Origin of the sequence: Massilia endophytica, from assembly GCF_021165955.1 — a bacterium.
Classification (GTDB): Bacteria; Pseudomonadota; Gammaproteobacteria; order Burkholderiales; family Burkholderiaceae_D; genus Rugamonas; species Rugamonas endophytica.
The window spans coordinates 1,948,117-1,969,977 of the sequence record NZ_CP088952.1; the positions used below are offsets into that span (position 1 = coordinate 1,948,117).

Genomic DNA, 21,861 nt, shown 5'->3' on the forward strand with positions numbered 1-21,861 from the left:
TCCAGATTACTGGATCTTGGCCTTCTTCATCAGTTCTTCGCGGAAGGCTGCCAGCTTGCGCTGCTGCAGGGCCTGCTCGATCTGGGGCTTCAGTTCTTCCAGCGTCGCCACCTTGGCCGCGCGGGTGCCTTCCAGCTTGATCACGTGCCAGCCGAATTCCGACTTCACCGGCTTGTCGGTGATCTGGCCGTCCTTCAGGGCCACCATGGCGTCCGCGAAAGGCTTCACGTAGCCGCCCGGAGCCTGCCAATCCAGGTCGCCGCCGTTGGCTGCCGAACCAGGATCCTTGGACTGCTTCGCCAGTTCTTCGAACTTGGCGCCGCCTTTCAGCTTGGCGATGATGTCGGTGGCTTCCTTTTCGGTCGCAACCAGGATGTGGCGCGCGTGGTATTCCTTGTCGCCGGTGGCAGCCTTGTACTTGTCGTACTCGGCCTTCACATCCGCATCCTTCACCGGATTCTTCTTCAGGTAGTCGGCCAGCATGGCGTTGATCACGATGCTCTGGCGGGTGTTCTCGATCGCATCCTTGACTTCCTTGCGGGTGCCGAAGCCTTGCTTGTCCGCTTCCTGCACCAGCACTTCGCGCGCGATCAGGTCCTTCTTGATGGCCTCACGCAGCTGCGGCGTGTCGGGCTGCTTGCCCTGGGCGACGACCTGCTTGACCACGGCGTCGATGCGGCTGGCCGGAATCGCCTTGCCGTTCACGGTGGCGGCATTCTGGGCGAAGGCAGGGGCGGCCACGATGGCGCTCATTGCTAACAATACGCGGGCTGGCTTCAAAATCATTCTCACTTCCTATCAAGTAAAACTAACACCGGCGCCACTTGGGCGCCGGAACCGTTGCGGAAACTTACTGGATCTTCGCTTTCTTCAGCAGTTCTTCCTGGTAGCCTGCCAGCTTGCGCTGCATCAGGGCTTCCTGGATCTGCGGCTTCACTTCATCCATGGTCGGCAGCTTGGCCTGGCGGATTTCGTCCACCTTGATCACGTGGAAGCCGTTCGGGGTCTGCACCGCCTTTTCGGTGACCTGGCCTGCCTTCAGGTTGACGAAGGCGTCCGAGAAGATTTTCGGGAAGGAGGAGGGGGTGGCCCAATCCAGGTCGCCGCCGTTGTTGGCCGAACCGGTGTCCTTCGACTGCTTCGCCAGCTCTTCGAACTTGGCGCCGCCTTTCAGCTTGGCGATGATGTCGTTGGCCGCTGCTTCGGTTTCCACCAGGATGTGGCGCACGTGGTATTCCTTGTCGCCGGTCTGGGCCACGAAGCGGTCGTATTCAGCCTTGATGTCGGCGTCCGACACCGGGTGCTTCTTCGCGTAGTCCGCCACCAGGGCCTGCACGATGATGGCCTGGCGGGCATTCTCGATAGCCTGCTTGACGTCGGCGTTCTGGTCGAACTTCTGCTTGGTGGCTTCCTGCATCATCACTTCGCGGCCGATCAGTTCCTTCTTGATCATGTCGCGCAGCTGGGGCGAGTCGGCCTGCTGGCCTTGCGCCACTACCTGCTTGACGATGGCGTCCACGCGCGAGGTGGGGATGCCCTTGCCGTTAACCACAGCAACGTTCTGGGCAAATGCTGGTGCCGATGCGACGGCGATGAGTGCGAGCAGCAGACTAGCTGGCTTGAAAGTCATTATTGTTTCCTACGGGAAAAGGTCTTGAAAATCGCGGGGAAAAGGGCCTGGATCGCGGAGATGTCTCTACTATTCAATCTTTGATGGTTCCCAAAACTTCGCGCATATCATACTTCCGACGGTGCCAAAGCAGTAATGGCCAATGCATGTATTTCTTTATGCATCATATCGTGCACGGAATCATACACCAGTCGATGGCGCATGACGAGCTTATGGCCCTCGAATTTCTTTGAAACAATTCGTAAGCGGTAATGGCCCCCGCCGGAGGCCGCGCCCGCATGGCCGGCGTGCAGGGCGGACTCGTCGTCCAGCTCGATTTCCTGGGGTTCCAGGACCTGCAGGCGCTGGCGGATCTTCTCGAGGCGCGGGTCGCTCATGCTTCGTCCTTGATGTGCTTGGAGAGGTAGATGGTCTGGCCCACGATAAAGGCGAACATCAGGCCCGTGGCGCCGAAGGCCTTGAAACTGACCCAGGCGCCCGTATCCGTGCGGAAGAGCACGAAGGCCACGAAGAGATTAATAAAGCCCATCACCACAAAGAAGGTCATCCAGGCCAGGTTAATCCGGTGCCAGACTTCGTCCGGCAGCTTGATCTGTTTTTCCATGGCCTTGCGCATGAGGTTTTTCTTGAAATACCACTGGGCCACGATCAGGGCCGCCGCAAAGCACCAGTAAATAATGGTGGGCTTCCATTTGATGAAATTGTCGTCGTGGAAATAGATCGTCAAGCCGCCGAAGAAAACGAAGAGAATCAGCGACAGCCAGAGCGCGCCGTCCACCTTCCGCCCGCGCAGAATCAGGTAGAGGATCTGGAATACCGTGGCGATAATGCCCGCAATGGTGGCCACGATAATGGGGGCCTGGCTGGCGGTGATGGCGCCGCCCATGATGAAGCCGCTCAGGTGGCCGTTGATGAAGGCCTGGGCAGCCTCCTCGTTCATGCCGGCCCACTTGTAGCTGCCGAAGAAGACCAGCAGGGGGAAAATATCGAAGAGAAATTTCATGTCGTTCTTTACGCTTGGGGCTCGAAACGCAGCGAGGCCGAATTGATGCAGTAGCGCAATCCGGTCGGCGGCGGACCATCCGGGAACACGTGGCCCAGGTGGGCATCGCAGACGGCACAGATGATTTCGGTGCGCAGCATACCATGGGAGCGGTCCACCTTCTCGATCACATTGGCCGGGTCGATGGGCTCGAAGTAGCTGGGCCAGCCGCAGCCGGAATCGAACTTGGCGTCCGAGCGGAACAGGGGGGTGTTACAGCAGACGCAGGTGTAGATGCCCGGCGCATGGTGGTCCCAGTACTTGCCCGTGAAGGCGCGTTCGGTGGCGGCGTGGCGGGTGACCTGGTACTGCATGGAGTCCAGCTGGGCGCGCCATTCGGCGTCGGTTTTGACGACTTTATCTTTCTCGCTCATGGTTCAATCTCAAGAGGAACAACTGACTTCAAGTTCGCTGGCCCAGTCGGGCGGCAGCGCGGCATAGCTTTCGTTCCCGGGCTGCTCGTCGAAGGGACGCTCCAGCACCTGCAGCAGGCGCGCCACTTCCGAAAAGTCCTTATTCTGCGCTTTTTCGATGGCAACTTGCGCCAGATAGTTACGCAGTACGTACTTTGGGTTGCAGCGGTCCATTGCAAGCTTGCGTTCGGCGTCCACGCTGCCTTCGGCCTGCAGGCGGGCGCGGTAGCTCCCGGCCCAGGCATCGAAAGCGGGACGGTCGATGAACAGGTCGCGCAGGGGCTCGTCCCCGCCCGCGTCTGTACTATGCAAACCGCTCAGCCGCCGGAAGAATAACGTGAAATCGGCGTGATTCGCTTGCAGCAGGCCAAACATCGTGTCCAGCAGCTCCCGGTCGCTGTCGCGCTGCTCGCGCAGGCCGAGCTTGGCGTGCAGGAGCTCGCTCATCTTGTCCTCGAACACTTCCTGATAGACGCCCAGCGCTTCCTGGGCCGCATCCACCTCGCCTACCAGGGGCAGCAGGGCCTGCGCCAGGGCGTAGCAGTTCCAGTGCCCGATCTGCGGCTGGTTGGCGTAGCTGTAGCGGCCGTTCTGGTCGCTGTGATTGCAGATGTGGCGGGAGTTGAAGGCTTCCATGAAGCCGAAGGGGCCGTAGTCCAGCGTCTGGCCGAGGATGGACATATTGTCGGTATTGAGCACGCCGTGCATGAAGCCCACGGCCTGCCACTGCGCCACGAGCCGCGCGGTGCGGCGCGTGACTTCCTCCAGGAAGGCGGCGTAGGGGTTCTGCTTCTCCCGCAGCTCGGGATAGAAACGGTCGATCACGTAATCGGCCAGGATTTTCAGCTCGCCTTCCTGGCGCTTGTAGTACCAGTGCTCGAAGGAGCCGAAGCGCACGAAGGTGGGCGCCATGCGCACCACCACGGCCGATGTTTCGATGGTTTCGCGCACCACGCCCTGGTCCGAGCCAGCCACGGAGAGGGCGCGGCTGGTGGGAATGCCCAGCGCATGCATCGCTTCGGAGCAGAGGAACTCGCGGATGGAGGAGCGCAGCACGGCGCGGCCGTCGCCCATGCGCGAATAGGGCGTGAGGCCTGCGCCTTTCAGCTGCAGCTCCATGGGGCCTTCGGCCGTGGCGACCTCGCCCAGCAGGATGGCGCGGCCGTCGCCCAGCTGTCCGGCCCAGACGCCGAACTGGTGGCCCGAGTAGACGGCTGCAAGAGGCTTGCTGCGCTCGGGCACGCGGTTGCCGACGATGGCGGCCAGCGAGTCTTCTTCCGCCAGCACTGCCGGGTCGAGCCCGATCAGGCGCGCGGCGGAAGGGCTGGCCGCGACCAGATAGGGCGCAGGCAGGGGCGTCGGCATCAGGCGCGTGTAGAACGCGGGCGGCAGGCTCGCAAAGGAGTTGTCGAAAGGGAGGGCAAGAGCGGCGATGGCGGTTCCAGTCAGGACGGAGTGAGACAGGGAGGATTTTAGCGCAGGCGGGGAAAAGGCATCGTCCGCTGCGCATGAAATAGCACGGTCGCTCTATTATGGGGTATAGTGGCGCGATCCGCCGACTCCCATAGAAGAGGAAAAGAGACATGAGCGCCGACTACCAGGTTCACGGTTCCGTAGCAGTTATCACGCTGAACAATCCCCCGGTCAACGGTCTTGGCCACGCCACCCGCACGGCGGCGGTCGAAGGCATCCGGCGCGCGAACGACGATGCCGCCGTGAAGGCCATCGTGCTCACCGGCGCAGGCAAGGCGTTTTCGGGCGGCGCGGACATCAAGGAATTCAATTCGCCCAAGGCACTGGCCGAACCCACCCTGCATACGCTGATCCGCGTGGCGGAAGACTCGGCGAAACCCATGGTCGCCGCCATCCACAGCGTGTGTATGGGCGGCGGCCTGGAACTGGCGCTGGGCTGCAACTACCGCGTGGCCCTGCCGGGCGCCCAGATCGCGCTGCCGGAAGTGAAGCTTGGCCTGCTGCCCGGCGCTGGCGGCACGCAGCGCCTGCCGCGCGTGCTGGGGCTTGAAAAGGCATTGAACATGATCGTTTCCGGCACGCCCGCGCTGTCCGAAACGCTGGCCGGTTCGGCGCTGTTCGACGAGGTCTTCCCGGCAGGGACGGATCTGGTGAAGGCGGCAGTCGCCTTTGCGGAGAAAGTGGCCGATGTGCGTCCCCTGCCGAAAGTGCGCGACCGCAAGGTGGATTATCCCAACCACGAAGCCTTCCTCCAGTTCAGCCGCAACACGGTGAAGGCCGTGGCGGGACCGTTCCCGGCGCCGCTGGAATGCGTGGAAACCGTGGCCGCGTCGGTCACGAAGAAATTCGAGGATGGCCTGAAGTTCGAGCGCGAACGCTTCCTGCACCTGATCCAGACGCCGGAATCGAAATCGCTGCGCCATGCCTTCTTTGCCGAGCGCGAAGCCAGCAAGATCCCCGACGTGCCATCCGATACGCCAACGCGCACCATCGCCAGGGCTGCGGTGATCGGCGCCGGCACCATGGGCGGCGGCATCGCCATGAATTTCGCGAACGCGGGCATCCCCGTCACCATTCTGGAAACGAAACAGGAGGCTTTGGAAAAGGGCCTGGCCACCATCCGCAAGAACTACGAGAGCACCCTGAAAAAGGGCAAGCTGACGCAGGAGAAGTTCGACCAGCGCATGGCGCTGATCGGCGGCACGCTCGATTACCACGATATCGCGCAGGCGGACATTGTGGTGGAAGCGGTGTTCGAGGACATGGGCGTGAAGGAGGCCGTGTTCCGCAAGCTCGATTCCGTGATGAAGCCCGGCGCCATTCTGGCATCCAATACCTCCACCCTGGACGTGGACCGCATAGCCGCCTTCACCCAGCGCCCGCAGGACGTGATCGGCACCCACTTCTTCAGCCCCGCGAACGTGATGAAGCTGCTGGAGATCGTGCGCGGCAAGGAGACCGGCAAGGACGTGCTGGCCACCACCATGGCCCTGTCCAAGAAGCTCAAGAAGACCGGCGTCGTGTCCGGCGTGTGCGACGGCTTTATCGGCAACCGCATGATCGAACAGTACAGCCGCCAGGCCGGATTCCTGCTGGAGGAAGGCTGCCTGCCGGAGCAGGTGGACAAGGCCATCGAGAAGTTCGGCTTTGCCATGGGGCCTTTCCGCATGATCGACATGGCGGGCAACGACATCAGCTGGGCGATCCGCAAGCGCCGCTACATCGAGAAGCCGGAGGTGGCCTACTCGAAGACGGCGGACCTGCTGTGCGAAATGGGCCGCTTCGGCCAGAAGACGGGCGGCGGCTGGTACGACTACAAGGCGGGCGACCGCAAGGCCTATCCGAGCCAGCTGGTGAACGACATGATCGTGAGGCACTCGGCCGATATCGGCGTGGAGCGCCGCAAGATCAGCGACCAGGAGATTGTGGAGCGGCTGGTGTACGCGCTGGTGAACGAGGGCGCCCTGATCCTGGAAGAGGGCATCGCGCAGCGCGCATCGGATATCGACATGGTCTATCTCACCGGCTACGGTTTCCCCCTGTTCCGGGGCGGGCCGATGTTCTACGCCGATACCGTGGGCCTGCCGAATGTGCTGGCCAGCGTCGAACGCTTCGCCAAGGGCCGCCACGGCGAGGCCTGGAAGCCCGCGCCGCTGCTGGTGAAGCTTGCCGCCGAAGGCAAGGGCTTCAACAGCCGCTGATCAGGCGATGCGCTTGCGCATGCGGGAAAGCGGCACCGAAATGCCGTCCGGCAGCGCAAGCGTGAAATCCTCGACAGTCTCGAAGCCTGATGCGCGGTAGAGCGGCACGCCGGGCATGGTGGCGGCCAGTTCCAGCACCGTGAAGCCTTCCGCCGCCGCTGCGTTTTCGCAGTGGCGCATCAGCATGCTGCCCAGTCCCTGGCGCGGCGAGGACGGATCGACAAAGAAGGCGCGGATGCGGCCCGCCTGCGTGGCGGGATCGAGCAGGGGATCGGGACCGGACTTCGCCTGGTCGCCGCCAAACAGCGTGGCGCGCTTGCTCCAGCCGCCGCAGGCGACGATCTCGCCGCCGCGCTCGATCACGTAATAGGTTCCGTCTTCCAGCAGCTGGCTGTCCACGCCGAACACATGGCGCGTCAGCGCCGCCGCCTGTTCTTCCGTGTAAAAGCCCTTGCTCAAGCCGATGCCTGAGCGCGCGATCAGCGCTTCCATCACCGGCACGTCCTCGCGGCGCGCCGTGCGCAGCTGGGCCGGGGCGTTCATCTGCGCGCGGGCGTGAGGACGCTGGGCAGGGCCTTGGGCAGGGTGCCCGGATAGTCGCGGCTGTAGTGCAGGCCGCGGCTCTCGCGGCGCTGCAGGGCGCTGTTGACGATCAGCGCGGCCACGTCCACCAGGTTGCGCAGCTCCAGCAGGTCGGCCGTGATGCGGAAGTTGCGGTAGTACTCGTCGATCTCTTCCTTCAGCAGCGCAATGCGGTGCTGGGCGCGTTCCAGGCGCTTGGTGGTGCGCACGATGCCGACGTAGTTCCACATGAAGCGCCGCAGTTCGTCCCAGTTGTGGGCGATGACCACTTCCTCGTCCGCATCGGTGACGCGGCTTTCGTCCCAGTCCGGCAGCCATGGAGCGCCGTCCTTCTCGTGCGAGAGGATGTCATGGGCGCAGGCGCGGCCCACGACCACGCATTCCAGCAGCGAATTGCTGGCGAGGCGGTTGGCGCCGTGCAGGCCGGTGCAGGCCGTTTCGCCAACGGCGTACAGGCCGGGCAGGTCGGTTCTTCCCATCAAGTCCGTCACCACGCCGCCGCAGGTGTAGTGGGCGGCGGGCACGATGGGGATGGGTTCTTTCGTGATGTCGATGCCCAGCTCCAGGCAGCGCGCGTAAATGGTGGGGAAGTGCTCGATCAGGAATTCGGCCGGTTTGTGGCTGATATCGAGGTGCACGTAATCCAGGCCGCGCTTCTTGATTTCGAAGTCGATGGCGCGCGCCACCACGTCGCGCGGCGCCAGCTCGGCGCGCGGATCGTGCTGCAGCATGAAGCGCTGCCCCGCAGCCGCTCCCGCTTCCGGCGGCAGTTTCAGCACGCCGCCTTCGCCGCGGATCGCCTCGGTGATGAGGAAGGACTTCGCGTAGGGGTGGTACAGGCAGGTGGGGTGGAACTGGATGAACTCCATGTTCGATACCCGGCAGCCCGCGCGCCATGCCATGGCGATGCCGTCGCCGCTGGCCGTGTCGGGATTTGTGGTGTAGAGGTACACCTTGCCCGCGCCGCCAGTCGCCATGACAGTATGTTCGGCCGCCACCGTATGCACCTGGCCCGAGCGCGTGTCCTGCATGTAGAGGCCATGGCATTTGGGCTGGGCGTTGCTGCCTTGCGGGCGGGGACCCAGCTTGTCCGAGGTAATCAGGTCGATGGCGCAGTGGTGCTCGAACAGGGTGATGTTCGGGTGGGCGCGCACCTTTTCCTCCAGCGTGACCTGCACGGCGTGGCCCGTGGCGTCGGCCGCGTGGATGATGCGGCGCTGGCTATGGCCTCCCTCGCGGGTCAGGTGGAAGCCCAGTTCCGCGCTGTCGTCCTTCGTAAAGGGAACGCCCTGGTCGATCAGCCACTGGATGGCCTCGCGGCCATGCTCCACGATGTAGCGCGTGGCGCCTTCATCGCACAGGCCGCCGCCCGCTTCAAGCGTATCGGCGATGTGCTGTTCGTGGCTGTCGCCCGAATCCAGCACCGCTGCGATGCCTCCCTGTGCCCAGTTGCTGGCGCCGTCCAGCAGGGCGCGTTTGGACACAATGGCAACTTTACGGGTCTCGGCCAGATGGAGGGCGACCGACAGGCCTGCCAGGCCGCTGCCGACGATGGCGACATCAAATTTCATGGTGCGTGGGCGTGAATTTTTGCGGTAAAGAAGCATGACTATAAAACATTTGCGTGCCGCGCGTCAGATCCGGACTTAGGGAAGGGCGGTTGCGCCCGCTCAAAGCCTGCGGCCCGCCCATCCGGCATCATGGCTGAGCCATCGCGAGCGATGGCGGTGGGTGCCCCCCGACGGGGCGCGGGAGCAAGCGCCATGATCCGCATCTTTCACCATTATGTTTCACGTATGGCCTTTATCCTGGTGCTGATGGAGCTTCTTCTGCTGCTGGGCGCAGCGGGCGCCGCGCTCCTCGCCCTGGGCGGCGACGGCAGGGCCGCGCCCCAGTATGGACCGGCCCTTGCCTACGCCCTGTTCTCCATTCTCTGCATGGCGGCCCTGGGCCTCTACCAGCAGCAGGTGCGCGAAGATACGCGCGCCATGATGCTGCGCCTGCTGCCCGCCATGGGCCTGGGCTTCGGCCTGCACGCGGCAGCCGCGAGCCTGCTGCCGGGCATCTCCCTCGGCAAGGCCGGCGGCCTGGCCCTGGTGCTGGGAGGCTGCGGCGTGCTGCTGGCGCGCACCCTCCTGCACACCTCGGCCCAGTCGCGCATGCTCACCGAAAGGCTGATCGTGGTCGGCGACGGCGCGGTGGCGCGCGAATGCCTGGAACTGGTGGCACAGCGCCAGGGCTACCAGCGCTTCAGCGTCGTCGGCTGCGTGCCGGTTCAGGGCGACCAGCGCTGCGTCCCCGCTTCGGTGCTGCTTCCGGCGGGCCGTTCCCTGCTTGCGCTGGCTCGCCAGCACGGGGCGCACGAGGTGGTTGTTTCCGTCGCGGACCGGCGCAGCGGGGCCTATCCCGTGCGCGAACTCCTGGAATGCGCCCTGGGCGGGGTGCGCGTCACCGACGCCGCCACCTTCTTCGAGCGCGAGGCGAGCCAGATACGGGTCGACTCGGTTCAGCCCAGCTACCTGATTTTCGGCGGAGGTTTCGACCAGAGCTTCGTGCGCGCCGCCGTGAAGCGCAGCTTCGACCTGCTGGCCAGCGGCGCCATCTGCCTTCTCACGCTGCCTGTCATGCTCGTGGCGGCGCTGGCAATCCGGGCGGAGGATGGAGGACCCGTCATGTTCCGCCAGCAGCGGGTGGGCAAGGACGGCAAGCTGTTCGAAGTGCTGAAATTCCGCAGCATGCGGCAGGACGCGGAAGGCGACGGCCAGCCGCGCTGGGCCCTGGAAGCCGATCCCCGCATCACGCGGGTCGGCGCCTGGCTGCGCAAGCTGCGCATCGACGAGCTGCCCCAGATGGTCAATGTGTTCCGGGGCGAGATGAGCTTCGTCGGTCCGCGTCCCGAGCGCGCCTACTTCGTCGAACAGCTGTCGCGCCAGATTCCGTACTACGACATCCGCCACAGCATCAAGCCCGGCATCACGGGGCTGGCGCAGGTGCGCTACCAGTACGGCGCGTCGGTGGACGATGCCGTCTGCAAGCTCCAGTACGACCTTTACTACGTGAAGAACAACAGCCTGTTCCTGGACCTGCTGATCCTGATCGAGACCATACAGGTCGTCCTCTTCGGCAAGGGCGCCCGCTGATGAGCGATGCAATGACGGTGGCGGCGGTGAGCCACGGCGTGGCGGCGCTGGCGTTTTGCGGCTTCGGCCTGCTGCTCCTGGCGAGCCGCCGGGCGCGCAGCCATCAGCGTTCCCTGCTCGCTGCCTGCGGCCTCACGGCGCTGTGGGCCATCGTCCCGATCCTCTCCGGCCGCGGCCTCGCCGAGGGCGACGCCGCCATGCTGGGCGACCTGCTTGAGGCGGGGCGCACGGCGGCATGGCTGGTTTTCCTCGTGCTGCTGCTGGCGCCCGCCGGCGTACCCGTCAAGCGCTTCCTGCTGCTGGCCGCTGCGTTGACGGCCGCGCAGCTGGCCTTGCCCGAACTCCTGAACGGCCCCGCGCCATCGGTGGGAGAGCAGGGCGGAGGCGCCCCGCTTTCGGTGCAGGGAGTGCTGGGGGCGCGGCTGCTGCTGGCCGTTCTCGGCCTCGCGCTGGTGGAACAGCTGTTCCGCAATACGCCGCCGCGCGAGCGCTGGGGCATCAAGTTCGCATGCCTGGGGATTGGGGCGCTCTTTGCCTACGACTTCTATCTGTACAGCGACGCCTTGCTCTTCCGCCGCCTGCAGCCGGACCTGTGGGCCGCGCGGGGACTGGTGAACGCGCTCTGCGTGCCGCTGCTGGCGATATCGGCCGGGCGCAATCCCACCTGGAAGCTGGGGCTGGCCCTGTCACGCAGGATGGCCCTGCGCTCGGCCGCCCTGATGGGCTGCGCCCTCTATCTGCTCGCAATGGCGGCAGGCGGCTGGTACTTGCGCCAGTCCGGCGGGGCCTGGGGGCCGCTGATGCAGATGGCCTGCCTGTTCGGTGCGGGCGTGCTGCTCATAGGCGTGCTGTTCTCCGGCACGGCGCGTTCCGCGCTGCGCGTCTTCGTCGCCAAGCACTTCTTCCAGAACCGCTACGACTACAGGGAGGAGTGGATGCGGTTCACTCGCGCCTTGTCCACGCCCGGCGTCAACCCGGGCGAGCAGGCGATCCAGGCCATCGCGGCGCTGACCGACAGCAGCGGCGGCGCCCTCTGGCTATTGCGCGAGGGCGAATCCTTCCAGCCCGCGGCACGCTGGAACATGCCCGTGCAGACTGCCAGCGAGCCGGCGGGCAGCCCGTTCTGCGCGCTGCTGCGGGAACGCCAGTGGATCGTGGATGTGGCCCATCATGCGGAAGGGCTGCCACAGTGGCTGGGCGGCGTACCGGAACTGTGGATCGTGGTTCCCCTGTCCCTGCACGGCGAGCTGTTCGGCTTCGTGGCGCTGTCCAGGCCCCGCGTCGCCGTGGCGCTGAACTGGGAGCTGCTCGACCTGCTGCGCATTGCTGGCAGCCAGGCCGCAAGCTGCCTCGCGCACGCGGAACTGGCGGACAAGCTGGCCGTCGCGCGCCAGTTCGAGTCCTTCAACCGCATGACGGCGTTTATCGTGCATGACCTGAAAGGGCTGCTGGCGGAGCAGTCGCTCATGCTTTCCAACGCCGAACGCCATCACGCCGATCCTGAATTCCAGCAGGACATGCTGGCAACCCTCGCGCATTCCTCGGACAAGATGAAGCGCCTGCTGCAAAAGCTGAACCGCGAGCGGCGCGCCGAGCAGCATGCGCCTGCGCCGCTGGCGCGGCTGCTGGAAACCGTGGCAGCTGGTTTCGCGGCTGCGCGTCCGCGTCCCGTGCTCCACCTCGAGCGCAGCGGCATGGCGGTGATGGCGCATGCGCAGCAGCTTGAACGCGTGCTGTCCCACCTGGTGCAGAACGCAGTGGATGCAACGCCGCCGGAAGGCAGCATTCATATCGTGCTGGAGGAGTGCGGGGAGGAAGCTTCCATCACCATCCGCGACACGGGTGCGGGCATGACGCCCCAGTTCCTGCGCGAGCGCCTGTTCCGGCCCTTCGAAACCAGCAAGGCGGCGGGCATGGGCATCGGGGTGTATGAGGCGCGCGAGTACATCCGCACGCTGGGCGGCCGCATAGATGTGAGCAGCATGGTGGGGCAGGGCACCGTCTTCACGGTGAGGCTGCCCCTGCACAGGGAGCAGGCGATGGCAGAACAGGAGACGCGATGAACAAGCGGAAGCTGCTGGTGGTGGAGGATGATCCTGGCTTGCAGCGGCAGTTGCGCTGGTGCCTGGATGGTTACGAGGTACTGCTTGCGGGCGACAGGGAAAGCGCCCTGGCCCAGATGCGGAGGCACCAGCCCGCCGTCATGACCATGGACCTGGGCCTGCCGCCGGATGCGGACGGCGCCTCCGAAGGCCTGGCGCTGCTGCAGCAGGCGCTGACCCTTGCGCCAGAGACCAAGATCATTGTCCTGTCCGGAAACAACGACCGGGCCAATGTGCTCAAGGCCGTCGGTATCGGCGCCTACGACTTCCAGCAGAAGCCCCTGGACCCGGAAATGCTGCAGCTGCTCATCGAGCGCGCCTTCTTCCTGCACCAGGTGCAGCAGGAGAACCGGCGCATGATGCAGACCGAGGCCGACTCGCCCCTGGCGGGCATTGTGACGCGCGATCCCGGCATGCTGAAAGTATGCCGCAGCGTGGAGAAGGTGGCGCCGTCGTCCGCCACGGTCATGCTGCTGGGTGCCTCCGGCACGGGCAAGGAACTGATCGCGCGCGGCCTTCACAAGCTGAGTTCGCGGGGCGACAAGCGCTTCCTGGCCATCAATTGCGCCGCCATACCGGAGAACCTGCTGGAGAGCGAGCTGTTTGGCTACGAAAAAGGCGCCTTCACGGGCGCGGCCCAGCAGACAGTGGGCAAGATCGAGCTGGCGCACGGCGGCACCTTCTTCCTCGACGAGATCGGCGACATGGCGCTGCCCCTGCAGGCCAAGATGCTGCGCTTCCTGCAGGAGAGGATGATCGAGCGCGTGGGCGGCCGGAAGGAGATCGCCGTCGATGTGCGCATCATCTGCGCCACCCACCGCAACCTGAAATCCCTCGTCGATGCAGGCACGTTCCGGGAAGACCTGTTCTACCGCCTGAGCGAAATCGTGCTCATGATCCCCCCGCTGCGCGAGCGGGTAGGCGACAGCGTTCTTCTGGCCCAGCATTTTCGCAACCGCTTCTGCCACACGGAGCGGCGCGCCGGGCTGCCGTTCTCGCCGGATGCGCTGACGGCCATTGCTTCCTACGCCTGGCCGGGCAATGTGCGGGAGATGGAGAACTGCATCAAGCGCGCCGTCATCATGTCCGAAGGGCCTGCGATCACGGCGGCGGACCTTGGCCTGCCGGAAGGGGAAGCGGCGGAAGAAAGGCTGGACCTGCGGGCGGCACGCGACGCGGCGGAGTATGGCGTGATGGTGAAGGCGCTGGCGCGTACCGGCGGCAATATCGCGCGGGCTGCCGAGATGCTGGGCATCAGCCGGCCCACGCTATACGACATGATGAGCCATCACGGCATCAAGTGATCATTCCTTCCATTGTCCGGCCGCCACAAGCTTCGATTTCAGGCCGGGCAGGGGGAAACCCATGGAGTAGGCCTGCTGCGCGGCTTCCCGCGCCTTGTCGTACTGCTTCTGGCGCAGGTAGAGCAGGCCGAGGTTGTAGTGGTTGGAGGCGTTGTTCGGTTCGAGGCGCGCCGCCTCTTCCAGCTGTTCCAGGGCCGAGGATTCCTGTTTGATCGCCAGCAGATAGCCGCCGAAGACTGCCCGCACGCGCGCGTCGTCAGGCCTGAAGCGGATGGCGCGGTCGAAATAGCAATCGATGGAGAAGTTCGCGCCCTTGGGCCGCGCCGTTTTCTCGCGCAGCGCCAGCCGCGCCATGGCCGACAGGGCGCGCGGATGGTTGGCGAAGTGCTCCAGCGTGTAGCCGATATCTCCGCCGAGATAGCCCGACTCGCCCTGCATCAGCTTCTCCACCTTGGGCGTGAAATGGAAGCGCTCCACCGTGAGCAGGCGCTGGCGGGCATCCGGATCGGCGTAGTCGCCGCCGCTGGGCGGAGGCACGAAGGGCGGGCAGGCCTGGGCCTGGAGGTGGCAGGCGAGGATCAACAGGAAGAAGTGGCGCATGATGGCTCCTGCGTGAGCAGGCTGGCGTCGAAGTGCAGCTCGACCGGCGACGACAGCGAGAAGTGGACATAGGGAGGCAGCGTGGCCGCCATGACTTGCAGGCGCCCGGCGCACAGGAATGCAGCGCTGCCGATGCTGCGCGCGCCCAGCCGGGCATGGGAGCGCATGGAGGCGGGGTTGAAGGGAGAAATGCGGCTGCAGGTCCAGCGCACGCCCGCCGCGTCGAGCTGGCGGTGGGCCTCTTCCCACAGGCGCCCGAAGGTCAGGCCTGACCGCAGCGGCGGCTGGACGAAAACATCGAAATCCCATGCCATCTGGTTCGAGCCGAGGCAGTAGCGTGCGCGCACCTCGTCCTCATCGTAGGCGCCGCACTGATACCACAGGAAGCCGGACAGCAGCCCTCCGCGCGTGGCCGCGATGCATGTCGCGCCATTGGCGAAGCGGCGGGTCAGCACCACGTCCGGCCGGGGACGGGGATGCGGCAGTTCGGCCAGGCTGGCGGCGGCCGCGATGCGGGTGCCGGAGCTGCGCAGCTCGCGCCGGGGCCGCGGCTGTACCGGCTGGGCGACGAAGCGGTAGCAGTAGAGGTGCAGGCCGCAGACCTTGAGCAGGCGCGCGAGGGCGTAGAGGACGCCGGTCCAGAAGCCCAGTTCCCGGAATGTGTCGTGCAGGCGGTTCATCCGTTCATTAAACCCTGGCGTAGCGGCCGCGAACTTGCGTGCGCTCAAGTGCAAGCTCCTTGTAGACCAGCAGGCGCATGACGACGGCGGCGATCATGAGGTAGTAGGGCATGTCGAAGTAGAGCAGGCTGAGAAAGGCGCCGCCGACGGCGAAGCCGACGAGGCTTGCCTGGATCGCCGCCGCAAGGGTGCTGGCCCAGTGCAGCGACGTGACGCCGCGGCTGTGGCGCAGTGTCCACGCAGTGCAGCGCCAGGTCAGCCAGCCAAGGAGCAGGTAGAGACCGAGGCCGATGAAGCCATGCTCGCCCAGGGCCTGGAAGTAGATGCTGTGCGCCGCGTGCACGTCGCCCGGATTCGGGGCGTACATGGCGAAGGTCATAGGCTCGTACATGCTGAAACCTCCTCCCAGGAGGCGGTCGCGTGCCAGGTTGTAGGCCATGGCCCAGGCGTTGAGGCGGCCGAGAGCCGAGCCGTCGGCCTGATAGTTGGCGATGCTGTCCATGCGCTCGGTCCAGGCGTCGGGCATGAAGAGCAGCACCAGGGGAACGGCCAGCACCAGCAGCGCGACCCCGGCCAGCTTGTGGCGGCTGCGCAGCCATACGTAAAGCAGCATGGCGACGATGGCCAGCAGGCCGCCGCGCGAGTAGCTGCCGATGGCCGCCAGCGCCGTGAGCACCATGGAGACCGCGAGCCCGCGCTTGACCCAGATATGCCGGCTGTTCTGGTACAGGTAGATCATCAGCGGGATTGTCATGATCAGTGCCAGCGCGATCTCGTTGTTGTCGCCGATGAAGGAGCCGGGCGGGCCCCAGACCCGGTGATTTCCCCCGCTGCGTATGGTGAAGATGCCGCCCTTCACCCCGTAGTAGCCGAGCGAGATCACCAGCACCCACATCAGGCGGTGCACATCCTGGCGGGTGCGGATGGCCATGGCTACCACGAAGGTCATGAGCATGATCTTCATGACCTTCGACCATTGCGCGGATGCGGCGTTGGGATAGAGCGCGAACGCCGTGGTGAGGTTCATCCAGAGCACGAAGGCAAGCAGGGTAAGCATCACCGGCACCACGGGCCACATGCGTGGGCCCTTGGCCAGCAGGAGGCTTGCGAGGGTGGCGCCCGCCACCACCTGCGCGAAGGGGAAGGTCTGGGCGAATCCCCAGCCCTGGGTGTGCGGATTCATGACGCTGACCAGCACCCACATCATCGCGCCGTTGGCAGGCGCGCGCAGTATCCAGGGCAGGCTGCCGAATATGAGGACGGTGACGAGAATGTCGCGCATGGGTGGGTTTGCGTTCTCTCAACGATGGAAAGCGCCCCGCCGGTAAACTGGCTTGGGGCTGCCCATCTTAAGACGAAGGAGAACAGGCCTTGTTGACCGTGCTCATGGCGACTTTCAATGGCGCCTCCACGCTGCCCAGGGTGCTGTCGGCCTATTGCCGCCTCATGGTCCCCGCCTGCGGCTGGCGCCTGATCGTCATCGACAACGGCAGCACGGACGATACGCCGGGCATCCTGGCGCAGTTCGCGCGCAGCCTGCCGATGCAGGTGCTGCACGAACCCCGGCGCGGCAAGAACATTGCCCTGAACCGCGGCCTCGACGCGGCTGGCCGCTGCGGTCCGCATGAACTGCTCGTGTTTACCGACGACGACGCCACCCCGCAGCCGGACTGGCTGGTCCGGCTCTACGATGCCTCCTGGCGCCAGCCCCTGTTCGACATGTTCGGCGGCGCCATCGAGCCGGATTGGGCGGCGGAACCGCCAGCCTGGATCGCGGCCTGCGTTCCGCTCGGGCTCACCTACGGGATCACGGAAGCGGGCCGCCCGGCGGGACCGGTGTTCGCGGGCCTGGTCTGGGGCGCGAACATGGCGATCCGCGGCCACCTCTTCGCGGCAGGCCTGCGCTTCGACGACAGCGTGGGACCGGCGGCAGGCAGCTATCCGATGGGAGGAGAGACGGAGCTCACGCGCCGCCTGGCCGCAAGCGGGCACCGCGCCTGGTTCTGTCCCGAAGCCCGGGTGGCCCACCATATCCGCCAGCGCCAGCTGAATGAGGACTGGATACTGGAGCGCGCACGCCGTTACGGGCGCGGGCAGTACCGCCAGGCACCGCACGGCGCCTTCCCCGAGCTGCTCGGCGTGCCGCGCTGGATGTTCGCCAAGGCCAGCGCGGAAGCGGCCCGCTGGCTGGGTGCAGTGCTGCGGGGTGACCGGAAGCAGCGTTTCCTCCATCGGTGGGAACTGGCCTACCTGCGCGGCTACATCGGGGAAGCGTGGCGGGGAGGGACCGCAGGCAAGCGCGTTTTCATCACCTCCTATTCCGGTGAACTGGGCGGCATGGAGCTGCGCATGGCGCAGGAGGCGGACTACTTGCGCGCAGCGGGCTGCGAGAGCGTGCTGGCGGTGCCCCGTTTCCGGGGCAGCAGGAACTGGCTGCGCAGCCTTCGCGGCCGTGGTCTCGATGCCCGCCATTTCACGCCGCCGCCGGTGTTCGAGCAATGGCGCTGGCGCCGTGTCAACCGATGGCGGGCCGCGGTGTGGTGGACCGGACGCATGCGGCGTGCCCGGCCCGATCTTGTGCATGTGGCCTATTGCTGGAGCAGCTACGGCAATACGGCGCTGTGGCTGGCCTCGCGCTGCGAGCTGCCCGCCGTAATCAGCGTCCACAACGCCTTCCCGCCGGACAGCTTCAGTTCCTGGCACCGGCCCTTGCTGAAGGAGGCCTTCCGCTGCGTGCGCGGTGTGTATGCCGTTTCCTCTTCGGCGCTCCAGCATTTCCTTGCCCTCTACCGCGACTTCCTGCCCGAGAGCGCGCTGCGCGCAGTGATCCCCAACGGCGTCGATACGCGCCGCTTCCAGCCTTCCCAGGCGGCCCGCCAATCCATGCGCCAGCGCCTCGGCATCGAGCCGGATGCGCTGGTGATCGGCTCGGTGGGGCGGCTTTCGCCGCAGAAGCGGCCGGAAATGCTGGTCCGGCTGCTGGCCGAGCTTCTGCCGCGCTTTCCCGGCCTGCGCCTGGTGCTGGCCGGCAGCGGGCCTCTGGAGAGGGCATTGCGCCGCAGCGTGGACGCCAGGCAGCTCTCCGGCCACGTCATCTTCGCAGGCTACCAGGAGAGGGTGGAGGAGCTGCTGCCTGCCCTCGACCTGCACCTGCTTCTCAGCAGCCGCGAGGGCTTCGGCATTGCCACCATCGAGGCCATGGCCTGCGGAGTTCCTGCGGTAGCGACCGACGTGCCCGGCAATGCGGATGTGCTGGGCCTGAGCGCAGGAGGCGTGCTGGTGCCGCCCGACGACCTGCACGCCATGGCGGCGACAGTCGCAGGCCTGCTGGCCGCCCCATTGCGGCGCGCTGTCATGGGAGAGCGGGGCAGGGCGGAGGTCTGCGCGCGCTATGACCACAGCAAGATCCAGGCGCAGGTACAGGCCTTCTATCGAGGGCTGCTCTGAGATGGAACGCACCCGCCGCTCGCTGCTGTTCTCCTTCGCGGAAAAGTACACGGCCCTGCTGCTCGCGACGGCGGGCAGCATGCTGATCGCCCGCGTGCTGACGCCCGCCGAAATCGGCATTTATGCCATCGGCGCGGTGCTGGCCGGGCTGGCCCAGGTGCTGCGCGACTTCGGCGTGGGACAGTATCTCGTGGCGGCGCGCGAACTGACGCGCGAGCAGCTGCGGGCAGCGCTGGCTGTATCCCTGACGGCGGGGTGGTCGCTTGCCCTGCTGGTGGCGGCAGCGAGTTCCCCGCTGGCCGCCTTCTACGGGCAACCGCGCCTGCACCAGGTGCTCCTGCTGCTGTCGCTGAATTTCCTCATGGTGCCCATTAGCTCCATGACGCTGGCCTGGCTGCGCCGCCATATGCAATGGCGCGCCGTGTACTGCATCAACAGCAGCCACGCGCTGACGCAGTTCGGGCTCTCGGTCGGACTGTCGCTGCTTGGCTATGGCTGCGTGGGCCTGGCGCTCGCCACGGTGGGCGCGGGCGTGGCGGGCCTGCTTGTGAGCCTGCTGTTCCGGCCCGCCGAGCTGCCGTGGCTGCCGCGCTGGCGCGGCGCAGGCGCCGTGCTGCAATTCGGCGCCTATGCGGCGGGCGGCAACATCATCGACGAGGCGGGCATGGCGGCGCCGGATCTGATTGTCGGAAAGCTGCTGGGCAGCGCGGAAGTCGCCATATTCGGCAAGGCGCAAAGCCTGCTCAATCTCTTCGCCTACGGCATATCGAGCGCGGTGTCGCCGGTGCTGCTCCCCCTGTTCGCCGCCCAGGCGCGCGAGGGCAGCGACCTGCGCGCCAGCTACCTGACCACCGTAAGCTGCATCACGGCGCTGTCCTGGCCCTTCTTTTCCTTGCTGGCCATCCTCGCCCTGCCTGTGATCCGGCTGCTCTACGGAGCCCAGTGGGATGGGGCGGCGCCGCTGGTGCGCATCATGTGCTGTTCCGCGGCCGTGTTCAGCATGTTCAATATGGCGCGCTATCTTTTTGTGGCGACGGGCCATGTGCGCGAGCAGGCGCGGCTCGACGCGTGGTCGGTGGCCCTGCGCATCGGCGCCCTGCTGCCCGCCGCGCTGGCGGGGCTGGAGTGGGTCGCGGTGGCGGTGGCCTTCGGCGCCGTAGGGCGCAGCTGGCTGACGTGGCGCTGCCTCCAGCATCTGGCAGGACTGCAGGCGCGCGCGATGGGCGCGGCAGTCTGGCGCAGCGCCGTACTGGCCGGTGCCTGTGCGCTGCCAGCGCTGGCTGCGCTGATGCTCGTGCCCGGAGGAGCGGCCCAGCTGCTGGCGGGGGGAGGCGGAGCGGCGCTGGCCTGGCTGGCGGGAATACTGCTTCTGCGCCACCCGCTGGCGAAGGAGCTTCCCCGGCTGTCCTTGCGCCGCCCCGTGCGCGGCATCGCGGAGTGAACCATGCGCATCGGCGTGCTGTCCTATCCCATGCTCTTCCAGCGCGACGGCGGGCTGCAGGTGCAGGTCAGGGAGACCATCGCGGCCCTGAATGCCTTGCCCCAGTCCCTGTCGGTGCAGCTGGTCGATGTGCGCAGCGAGCCGCTTGCAAGCTATGACCTGATCCATGTTTTCTCGGCCATCAACGGAAACCACCGGCTGGTCGAAACGGCGCAGGAAGCGGGCGTGCCAGTCGTGCTGTCACCCCTGGTCTCGCCAGGCTGGGACCGCACCGCAGGCCTGCGTGCCCGGCTCGCAGAGCGCTGCGCCGGGCGCCTTACCGGCTGGCAGGTGCAGACCAGCTATGCCCAGATGCGGCGCGCGCTGGAGCTGGCGGACCTGCTCATCGCCCTTGGCCCGGCCGAACAGGCGGCCATTGCCGGTGGTTTCGGGATCGGGGCAGAGCGGATACGCATCATCCCCAACGGGATTGCGCCGCGCTTCTTCGAGGCGGACCCGCGCCCCTTCCGCCAGCAGACGGGCATCGACGGCGCATTCGTGCTGATGGTAGGCGCCATCAGCCCTTACAAGAACCAGCTGGGCCTTGCGCAGGCGATGAAGGAGCTCGGTGTGCCCCTGGTGCTGATCGGCCGGGCGGCGCGCAGCGACGAGCTCTATCTGCAAGCGCTGCAGCGCCTGCCGTGGGTGCGCCTGCTGGGCGGACTGCTGCACGAGTCGCCGCTGCTGGCGGGCGCCTATGCCGCGGCCTCGGTACTGGCCTTGCCCAGCCGGGGCGAGGTCTTCCCCCTCACCGTGCTCGAAGCAATGGCCGCGGGCACGCCCGTGGTGATGACCCGGGAAAGCGCGCTGGCCATCGATGGCGCGGGCATCGCCGTGCAAACGGTGCGCTGGGATGACCAGGAGGGATTGGCGCGGGCCCTGCGCGCCGTGCTGGCCGCGCCCCCGGAGAGGCAGCAGGTACGCCAGCTTGTCGCGCGCTACAGCTGGCCGAAGGTGGCGGGAGAGATGGCGGACTGCTACGCCGCGCTGCTCAGGGGGGAGTTGCGGCGGGCGGTCTCGGGACGGTAGCGCAGCATGGCGGCGCCCTTTTCGCAGTTCAGGAGCTGCTGGTGCAGCTCAGGGTACTCCTCGGCCCAGCGCCGCAAGATGGCCTGTTCGTCCGGGCGGCGCGCGTCGTCCAGGAAGACGGCGGCATTGGGCGCCAGCCGGGCGAACAGCGCGGGGCCGGCCGGATAGCGCGCCAGCCTGCGCGTGGCCTGCGGCGGGCCGTCGATGGCGATCATGTCGATAGGGGCCGGGGGCAGGCCTGCCGTGTCGTACCAGGGCCAGGTGGCGTTGCGGAATTCCTGCGCGGTGAGGGCGCTGTCGATCACTTCGGCCCAGGCCGACAGGCCGTGGCGCAGCAGTTCGCGCCGGGTCTCCTTGGCATAGTGGGGATCGTGCTCCAGGCTGTAGACCTTGCCGCTTCCGTTCAGTTGCATGCAGCGCGCCAGCACCAGGGTCGAGGTGCCGCTGCTGCACTCCACCACCACCTTGGGCTGCTCGCTGAGGGCATGGCGGGCCAGCTCCAGCAGGAAGTCCGGCGAGGCGGCCCAGCCGCGCGTGGCGGGCAGGCTGCGCTCCAGCCTGAGCTCCGCATACAGCGCCTGCAGGGCCTCCAGCTGGCGGAAGAGGCCCGCATTGTCGCTGCGGCCCTGGTCCCGCACGTCGTGCAGGAGCAGGTGGATCAGGCGCACCTTGTGCAGGGTGTAGGCCGACAGCAGGCAGGCGATCACGGCCAGCGAGAAAGTGGCAAGGGGCAGCATG

19 protein-coding genes are annotated in these 21,861 nt (G+C 66.4%); 7 read left to right on the plus strand and 12 right to left on the minus strand.

The features are described from left to right. Positions 1-6 precede the first annotated feature (6 nt). From LSQ66_RS08775 to LSQ66_RS08800, 6 genes are all read right to left on the minus strand, one after another. Positions 7-786, minus strand: coding sequence for a peptidylprolyl isomerase (locus LSQ66_RS08775; protein WP_231769395.1), 780 nt, complete (start codon positions 784-786; stop codon positions 7-9). 64 nt (positions 787-850) lie between these two features. Then, entirely contained in the window at positions 851-1,630 is a 780-nt protein-coding gene (locus LSQ66_RS08780; protein ID WP_231769396.1) for a peptidylprolyl isomerase, read from the minus strand. A gap of 107 nt (positions 1,631-1,737) precedes the next feature. Beyond that, positions 1,738-2,007: a BolA family protein gene (locus LSQ66_RS08785; RefSeq protein ID WP_231769397.1), complete on the minus strand. Its 270-nt coding sequence runs from the start codon at positions 2,005-2,007 to the stop codon at positions 1,738-1,740. Continuing rightward, complete coding sequence (locus tag LSQ66_RS08790) at positions 2,004-2,633, minus strand: septation protein A (protein WP_231769398.1); 630 nt, start codon at positions 2,631-2,633, stop codon at positions 2,004-2,006. The genes LSQ66_RS08785 and LSQ66_RS08790 overlap by 4 nt, the downstream gene beginning before the upstream one ends. A gap of 8 nt (positions 2,634-2,641) precedes the next feature. Further along, positions 2,642-3,046, minus strand: a complete 405-nt coding sequence (gene msrB, locus LSQ66_RS08795) for a peptide-methionine (R)-S-oxide reductase MsrB (RefSeq protein ID WP_231769399.1) — start codon at positions 3,044-3,046, stop codon at positions 2,642-2,644. A gap of 9 nt (positions 3,047-3,055) precedes the next feature. Beyond that, the gene (locus LSQ66_RS08800; RefSeq protein ID WP_307730262.1) at positions 3,056-4,534 is read right to left on the minus strand and encodes a protein adenylyltransferase SelO; all 1,479 of its coding nucleotides are present in this window, start codon (positions 4,532-4,534) and stop codon (positions 3,056-3,058) included. A gap of 134 nt (positions 4,535-4,668) precedes the next feature. On the opposite strand from LSQ66_RS08800, the gene LSQ66_RS08805 reads away from it, so the two are divergent. After that, complete coding sequence (locus tag LSQ66_RS08805) at positions 4,669-6,759, plus strand: 3-hydroxyacyl-CoA dehydrogenase NAD-binding domain-containing protein (protein WP_231769400.1); 2,091 nt, start codon at positions 4,669-4,671, stop codon at positions 6,757-6,759. Here the strand turns inward: LSQ66_RS08805 and LSQ66_RS08810 are convergent, their stop codons facing one another. Continuing rightward, complete coding sequence (locus LSQ66_RS08810; protein WP_231769401.1) at positions 6,760-7,302, minus strand: GNAT family N-acetyltransferase; 543 nt, start codon at positions 7,300-7,302, stop codon at positions 6,760-6,762. After that, positions 7,299-8,912 (minus strand): L-aspartate oxidase, encoded by a 1,614-nt coding sequence (gene nadB, locus LSQ66_RS08815; RefSeq protein WP_231769402.1) that lies wholly within the window; start codon positions 8,910-8,912, stop codon positions 7,299-7,301. Before nadB ends, LSQ66_RS08810 begins: the two co-directional genes overlap by 4 nt. A 192-nt stretch (positions 8,913-9,104) precedes the next feature. Between nadB and LSQ66_RS08820 the strand changes: the two genes are divergently transcribed. The 3 genes from LSQ66_RS08820 to prsR are packed head-to-tail and all read left to right on the plus strand — an operon-like array spanning position 9,105 to position 13,887. Beyond that, entirely contained in the window at positions 9,105-10,481 is a 1,377-nt protein-coding gene (locus LSQ66_RS08820) for a TIGR03013 family XrtA/PEP-CTERM system glycosyltransferase (protein WP_231769403.1), read from the plus strand. Beyond that, positions 10,481-12,544 carry an XrtA/PEP-CTERM system histidine kinase PrsK gene (gene prsK / locus LSQ66_RS08825; protein ID WP_231769404.1) on the plus strand — a complete coding sequence of 688 codons (2,064 nt, stop codon included), beginning with the start codon at positions 10,481-10,483 and terminating at the stop codon, positions 12,542-12,544. The genes LSQ66_RS08820 and prsK overlap by 1 nt, the downstream gene beginning before the upstream one ends. After that, a complete protein-coding gene (prsR, locus tag LSQ66_RS08830; RefSeq protein WP_231769405.1) occupies positions 12,541-13,887 on the plus strand; it encodes a PEP-CTERM-box response regulator transcription factor in 1,347 nt (448 codons plus the stop codon). Before prsK ends, prsR begins: the two co-directional genes overlap by 4 nt. On the opposite strand, the gene LSQ66_RS08835 is transcribed toward prsR, so the two are convergent. The 3 genes from LSQ66_RS08835 to LSQ66_RS08845 are packed head-to-tail and all read right to left on the minus strand — an operon-like array spanning position 13,888 to position 16,449. Further along, a complete protein-coding gene (locus tag LSQ66_RS08835; RefSeq protein WP_231769406.1) occupies positions 13,888-14,487 on the minus strand; it encodes a tetratricopeptide repeat protein in 600 nt (199 codons plus the stop codon). It abuts the gene before it with no gap. Continuing rightward, positions 14,466-15,215 carry a hypothetical protein gene (locus LSQ66_RS08840; protein WP_231769407.1) on the minus strand — a complete coding sequence of 250 codons (750 nt, stop codon included), beginning with the start codon at positions 15,213-15,215 and terminating at the stop codon, positions 14,466-14,468. Before LSQ66_RS08840 ends, LSQ66_RS08835 begins: the two co-directional genes overlap by 22 nt. Further along, complete coding sequence (locus LSQ66_RS08845) at positions 15,175-16,449, minus strand: putative O-glycosylation ligase, exosortase A system-associated (protein WP_231769408.1); 1,275 nt, start codon at positions 16,447-16,449, stop codon at positions 15,175-15,177. The genes LSQ66_RS08840 and LSQ66_RS08845 overlap by 41 nt, the downstream gene beginning before the upstream one ends. A gap of 98 nt (positions 16,450-16,547) precedes the next feature. Between LSQ66_RS08845 and LSQ66_RS08850 the strand changes: the two genes are divergently transcribed. The 3 genes from LSQ66_RS08850 to LSQ66_RS08860 are packed head-to-tail and all read left to right on the plus strand — an operon-like array spanning position 16,548 to position 21,123. After that, entirely contained in the window at positions 16,548-18,614 is a 2,067-nt protein-coding gene (locus LSQ66_RS08850; RefSeq protein WP_231770082.1) for a glycosyltransferase, read from the plus strand. 1 nt (position 18,615) lies between these two features. Further along, entirely contained in the window at positions 18,616-20,055 is a 1,440-nt protein-coding gene (locus LSQ66_RS08855; RefSeq protein WP_231769409.1) for an oligosaccharide flippase family protein, read from the plus strand. Positions 20,056-20,058: 3 nt separating this feature from the next. Next, a complete protein-coding gene (locus tag LSQ66_RS08860; protein ID WP_231769410.1) occupies positions 20,059-21,123 on the plus strand; it encodes a glycosyltransferase in 1,065 nt (354 codons plus the stop codon). Here LSQ66_RS08860 and LSQ66_RS08865 read toward each other — a convergent pair. Next, on the minus strand, positions 21,072-21,860 hold the full coding sequence (locus tag LSQ66_RS08865) for a class I SAM-dependent methyltransferase (protein WP_231769411.1): 789 nt from the start codon (positions 21,858-21,860) through the stop codon (positions 21,072-21,074). The genes LSQ66_RS08860 and LSQ66_RS08865 overlap by 52 nt on opposite strands. Position 21,861: the final 1 nt, after the last annotated feature.

What these genes read in the sequence shown, in the direction of transcription:
- prsR (WP_231769405.1), top strand. Translation starts at nt 12,541, where the DNA reads ATGAACAAGCGGAAGCTGCTGGTGGTGGAGGATGATCCTGGCTTGCAG.
- LSQ66_RS08775 (WP_231769395.1), bottom strand. Translation starts at nt 786, where the DNA reads ATGATTTTGAAGCCAGCCCGCGTATTGTTAGCAATGAGCGCCATCGTG.
- LSQ66_RS08780 (WP_231769396.1), bottom strand. Translation starts at nt 1,630, where the DNA reads ATGACTTTCAAGCCAGCTAGTCTGCTGCTCGCACTCATCGCCGTCGCA.
- prsK (WP_231769404.1), top strand. Translation starts at nt 10,481, where the DNA reads ATGAGCGATGCAATGACGGTGGCGGCGGTGAGCCACGGCGTGGCGGCG.
- LSQ66_RS08820 (WP_231769403.1), top strand. Translation starts at nt 9,105, where the DNA reads ATGATCCGCATCTTTCACCATTATGTTTCACGTATGGCCTTTATCCTG.
- msrB (WP_231769399.1), bottom strand. Translation starts at nt 3,046, where the DNA reads ATGAGCGAGAAAGATAAAGTCGTCAAAACCGACGCCGAATGGCGCGCC.
- LSQ66_RS08855 (WP_231769409.1), top strand. Translation starts at nt 18,616, where the DNA reads ATGGAACGCACCCGCCGCTCGCTGCTGTTCTCCTTCGCGGAAAAGTAC.
- LSQ66_RS08860 (WP_231769410.1), top strand. Translation starts at nt 20,059, where the DNA reads ATGCGCATCGGCGTGCTGTCCTATCCCATGCTCTTCCAGCGCGACGGC.
- LSQ66_RS08805 (WP_231769400.1), top strand. Translation starts at nt 4,669, where the DNA reads ATGAGCGCCGACTACCAGGTTCACGGTTCCGTAGCAGTTATCACGCTG.
- nadB (WP_231769402.1), bottom strand. Translation starts at nt 8,912, where the DNA reads ATGAAATTTGATGTCGCCATCGTCGGCAGCGGCCTGGCAGGCCTGTCG.
- LSQ66_RS08790 (WP_231769398.1), bottom strand. Translation starts at nt 2,633, where the DNA reads ATGAAATTTCTCTTCGATATTTTCCCCCTGCTGGTCTTCTTCGGCAGC.
- LSQ66_RS08810 (WP_231769401.1), bottom strand. Translation starts at nt 7,302, where the DNA reads ATGAACGCCCCGGCCCAGCTGCGCACGGCGCGCCGCGAGGACGTGCCG.
- LSQ66_RS08835 (WP_231769406.1), bottom strand. Translation starts at nt 14,487, where the DNA reads ATGCGCCACTTCTTCCTGTTGATCCTCGCCTGCCACCTCCAGGCCCAG.
- LSQ66_RS08785 (WP_231769397.1), bottom strand. Translation starts at nt 2,007, where the DNA reads ATGAGCGACCCGCGCCTCGAGAAGATCCGCCAGCGCCTGCAGGTCCTG.
- LSQ66_RS08865 (WP_231769411.1), bottom strand. Translation starts at nt 21,860, where the DNA reads ATGCTGCCCCTTGCCACTTTCTCGCTGGCCGTGATCGCCTGCCTGCTG.
- LSQ66_RS08845 (WP_231769408.1), bottom strand. Translation starts at nt 16,449, where the DNA reads ATGCGCGACATTCTCGTCACCGTCCTCATATTCGGCAGCCTGCCCTGG.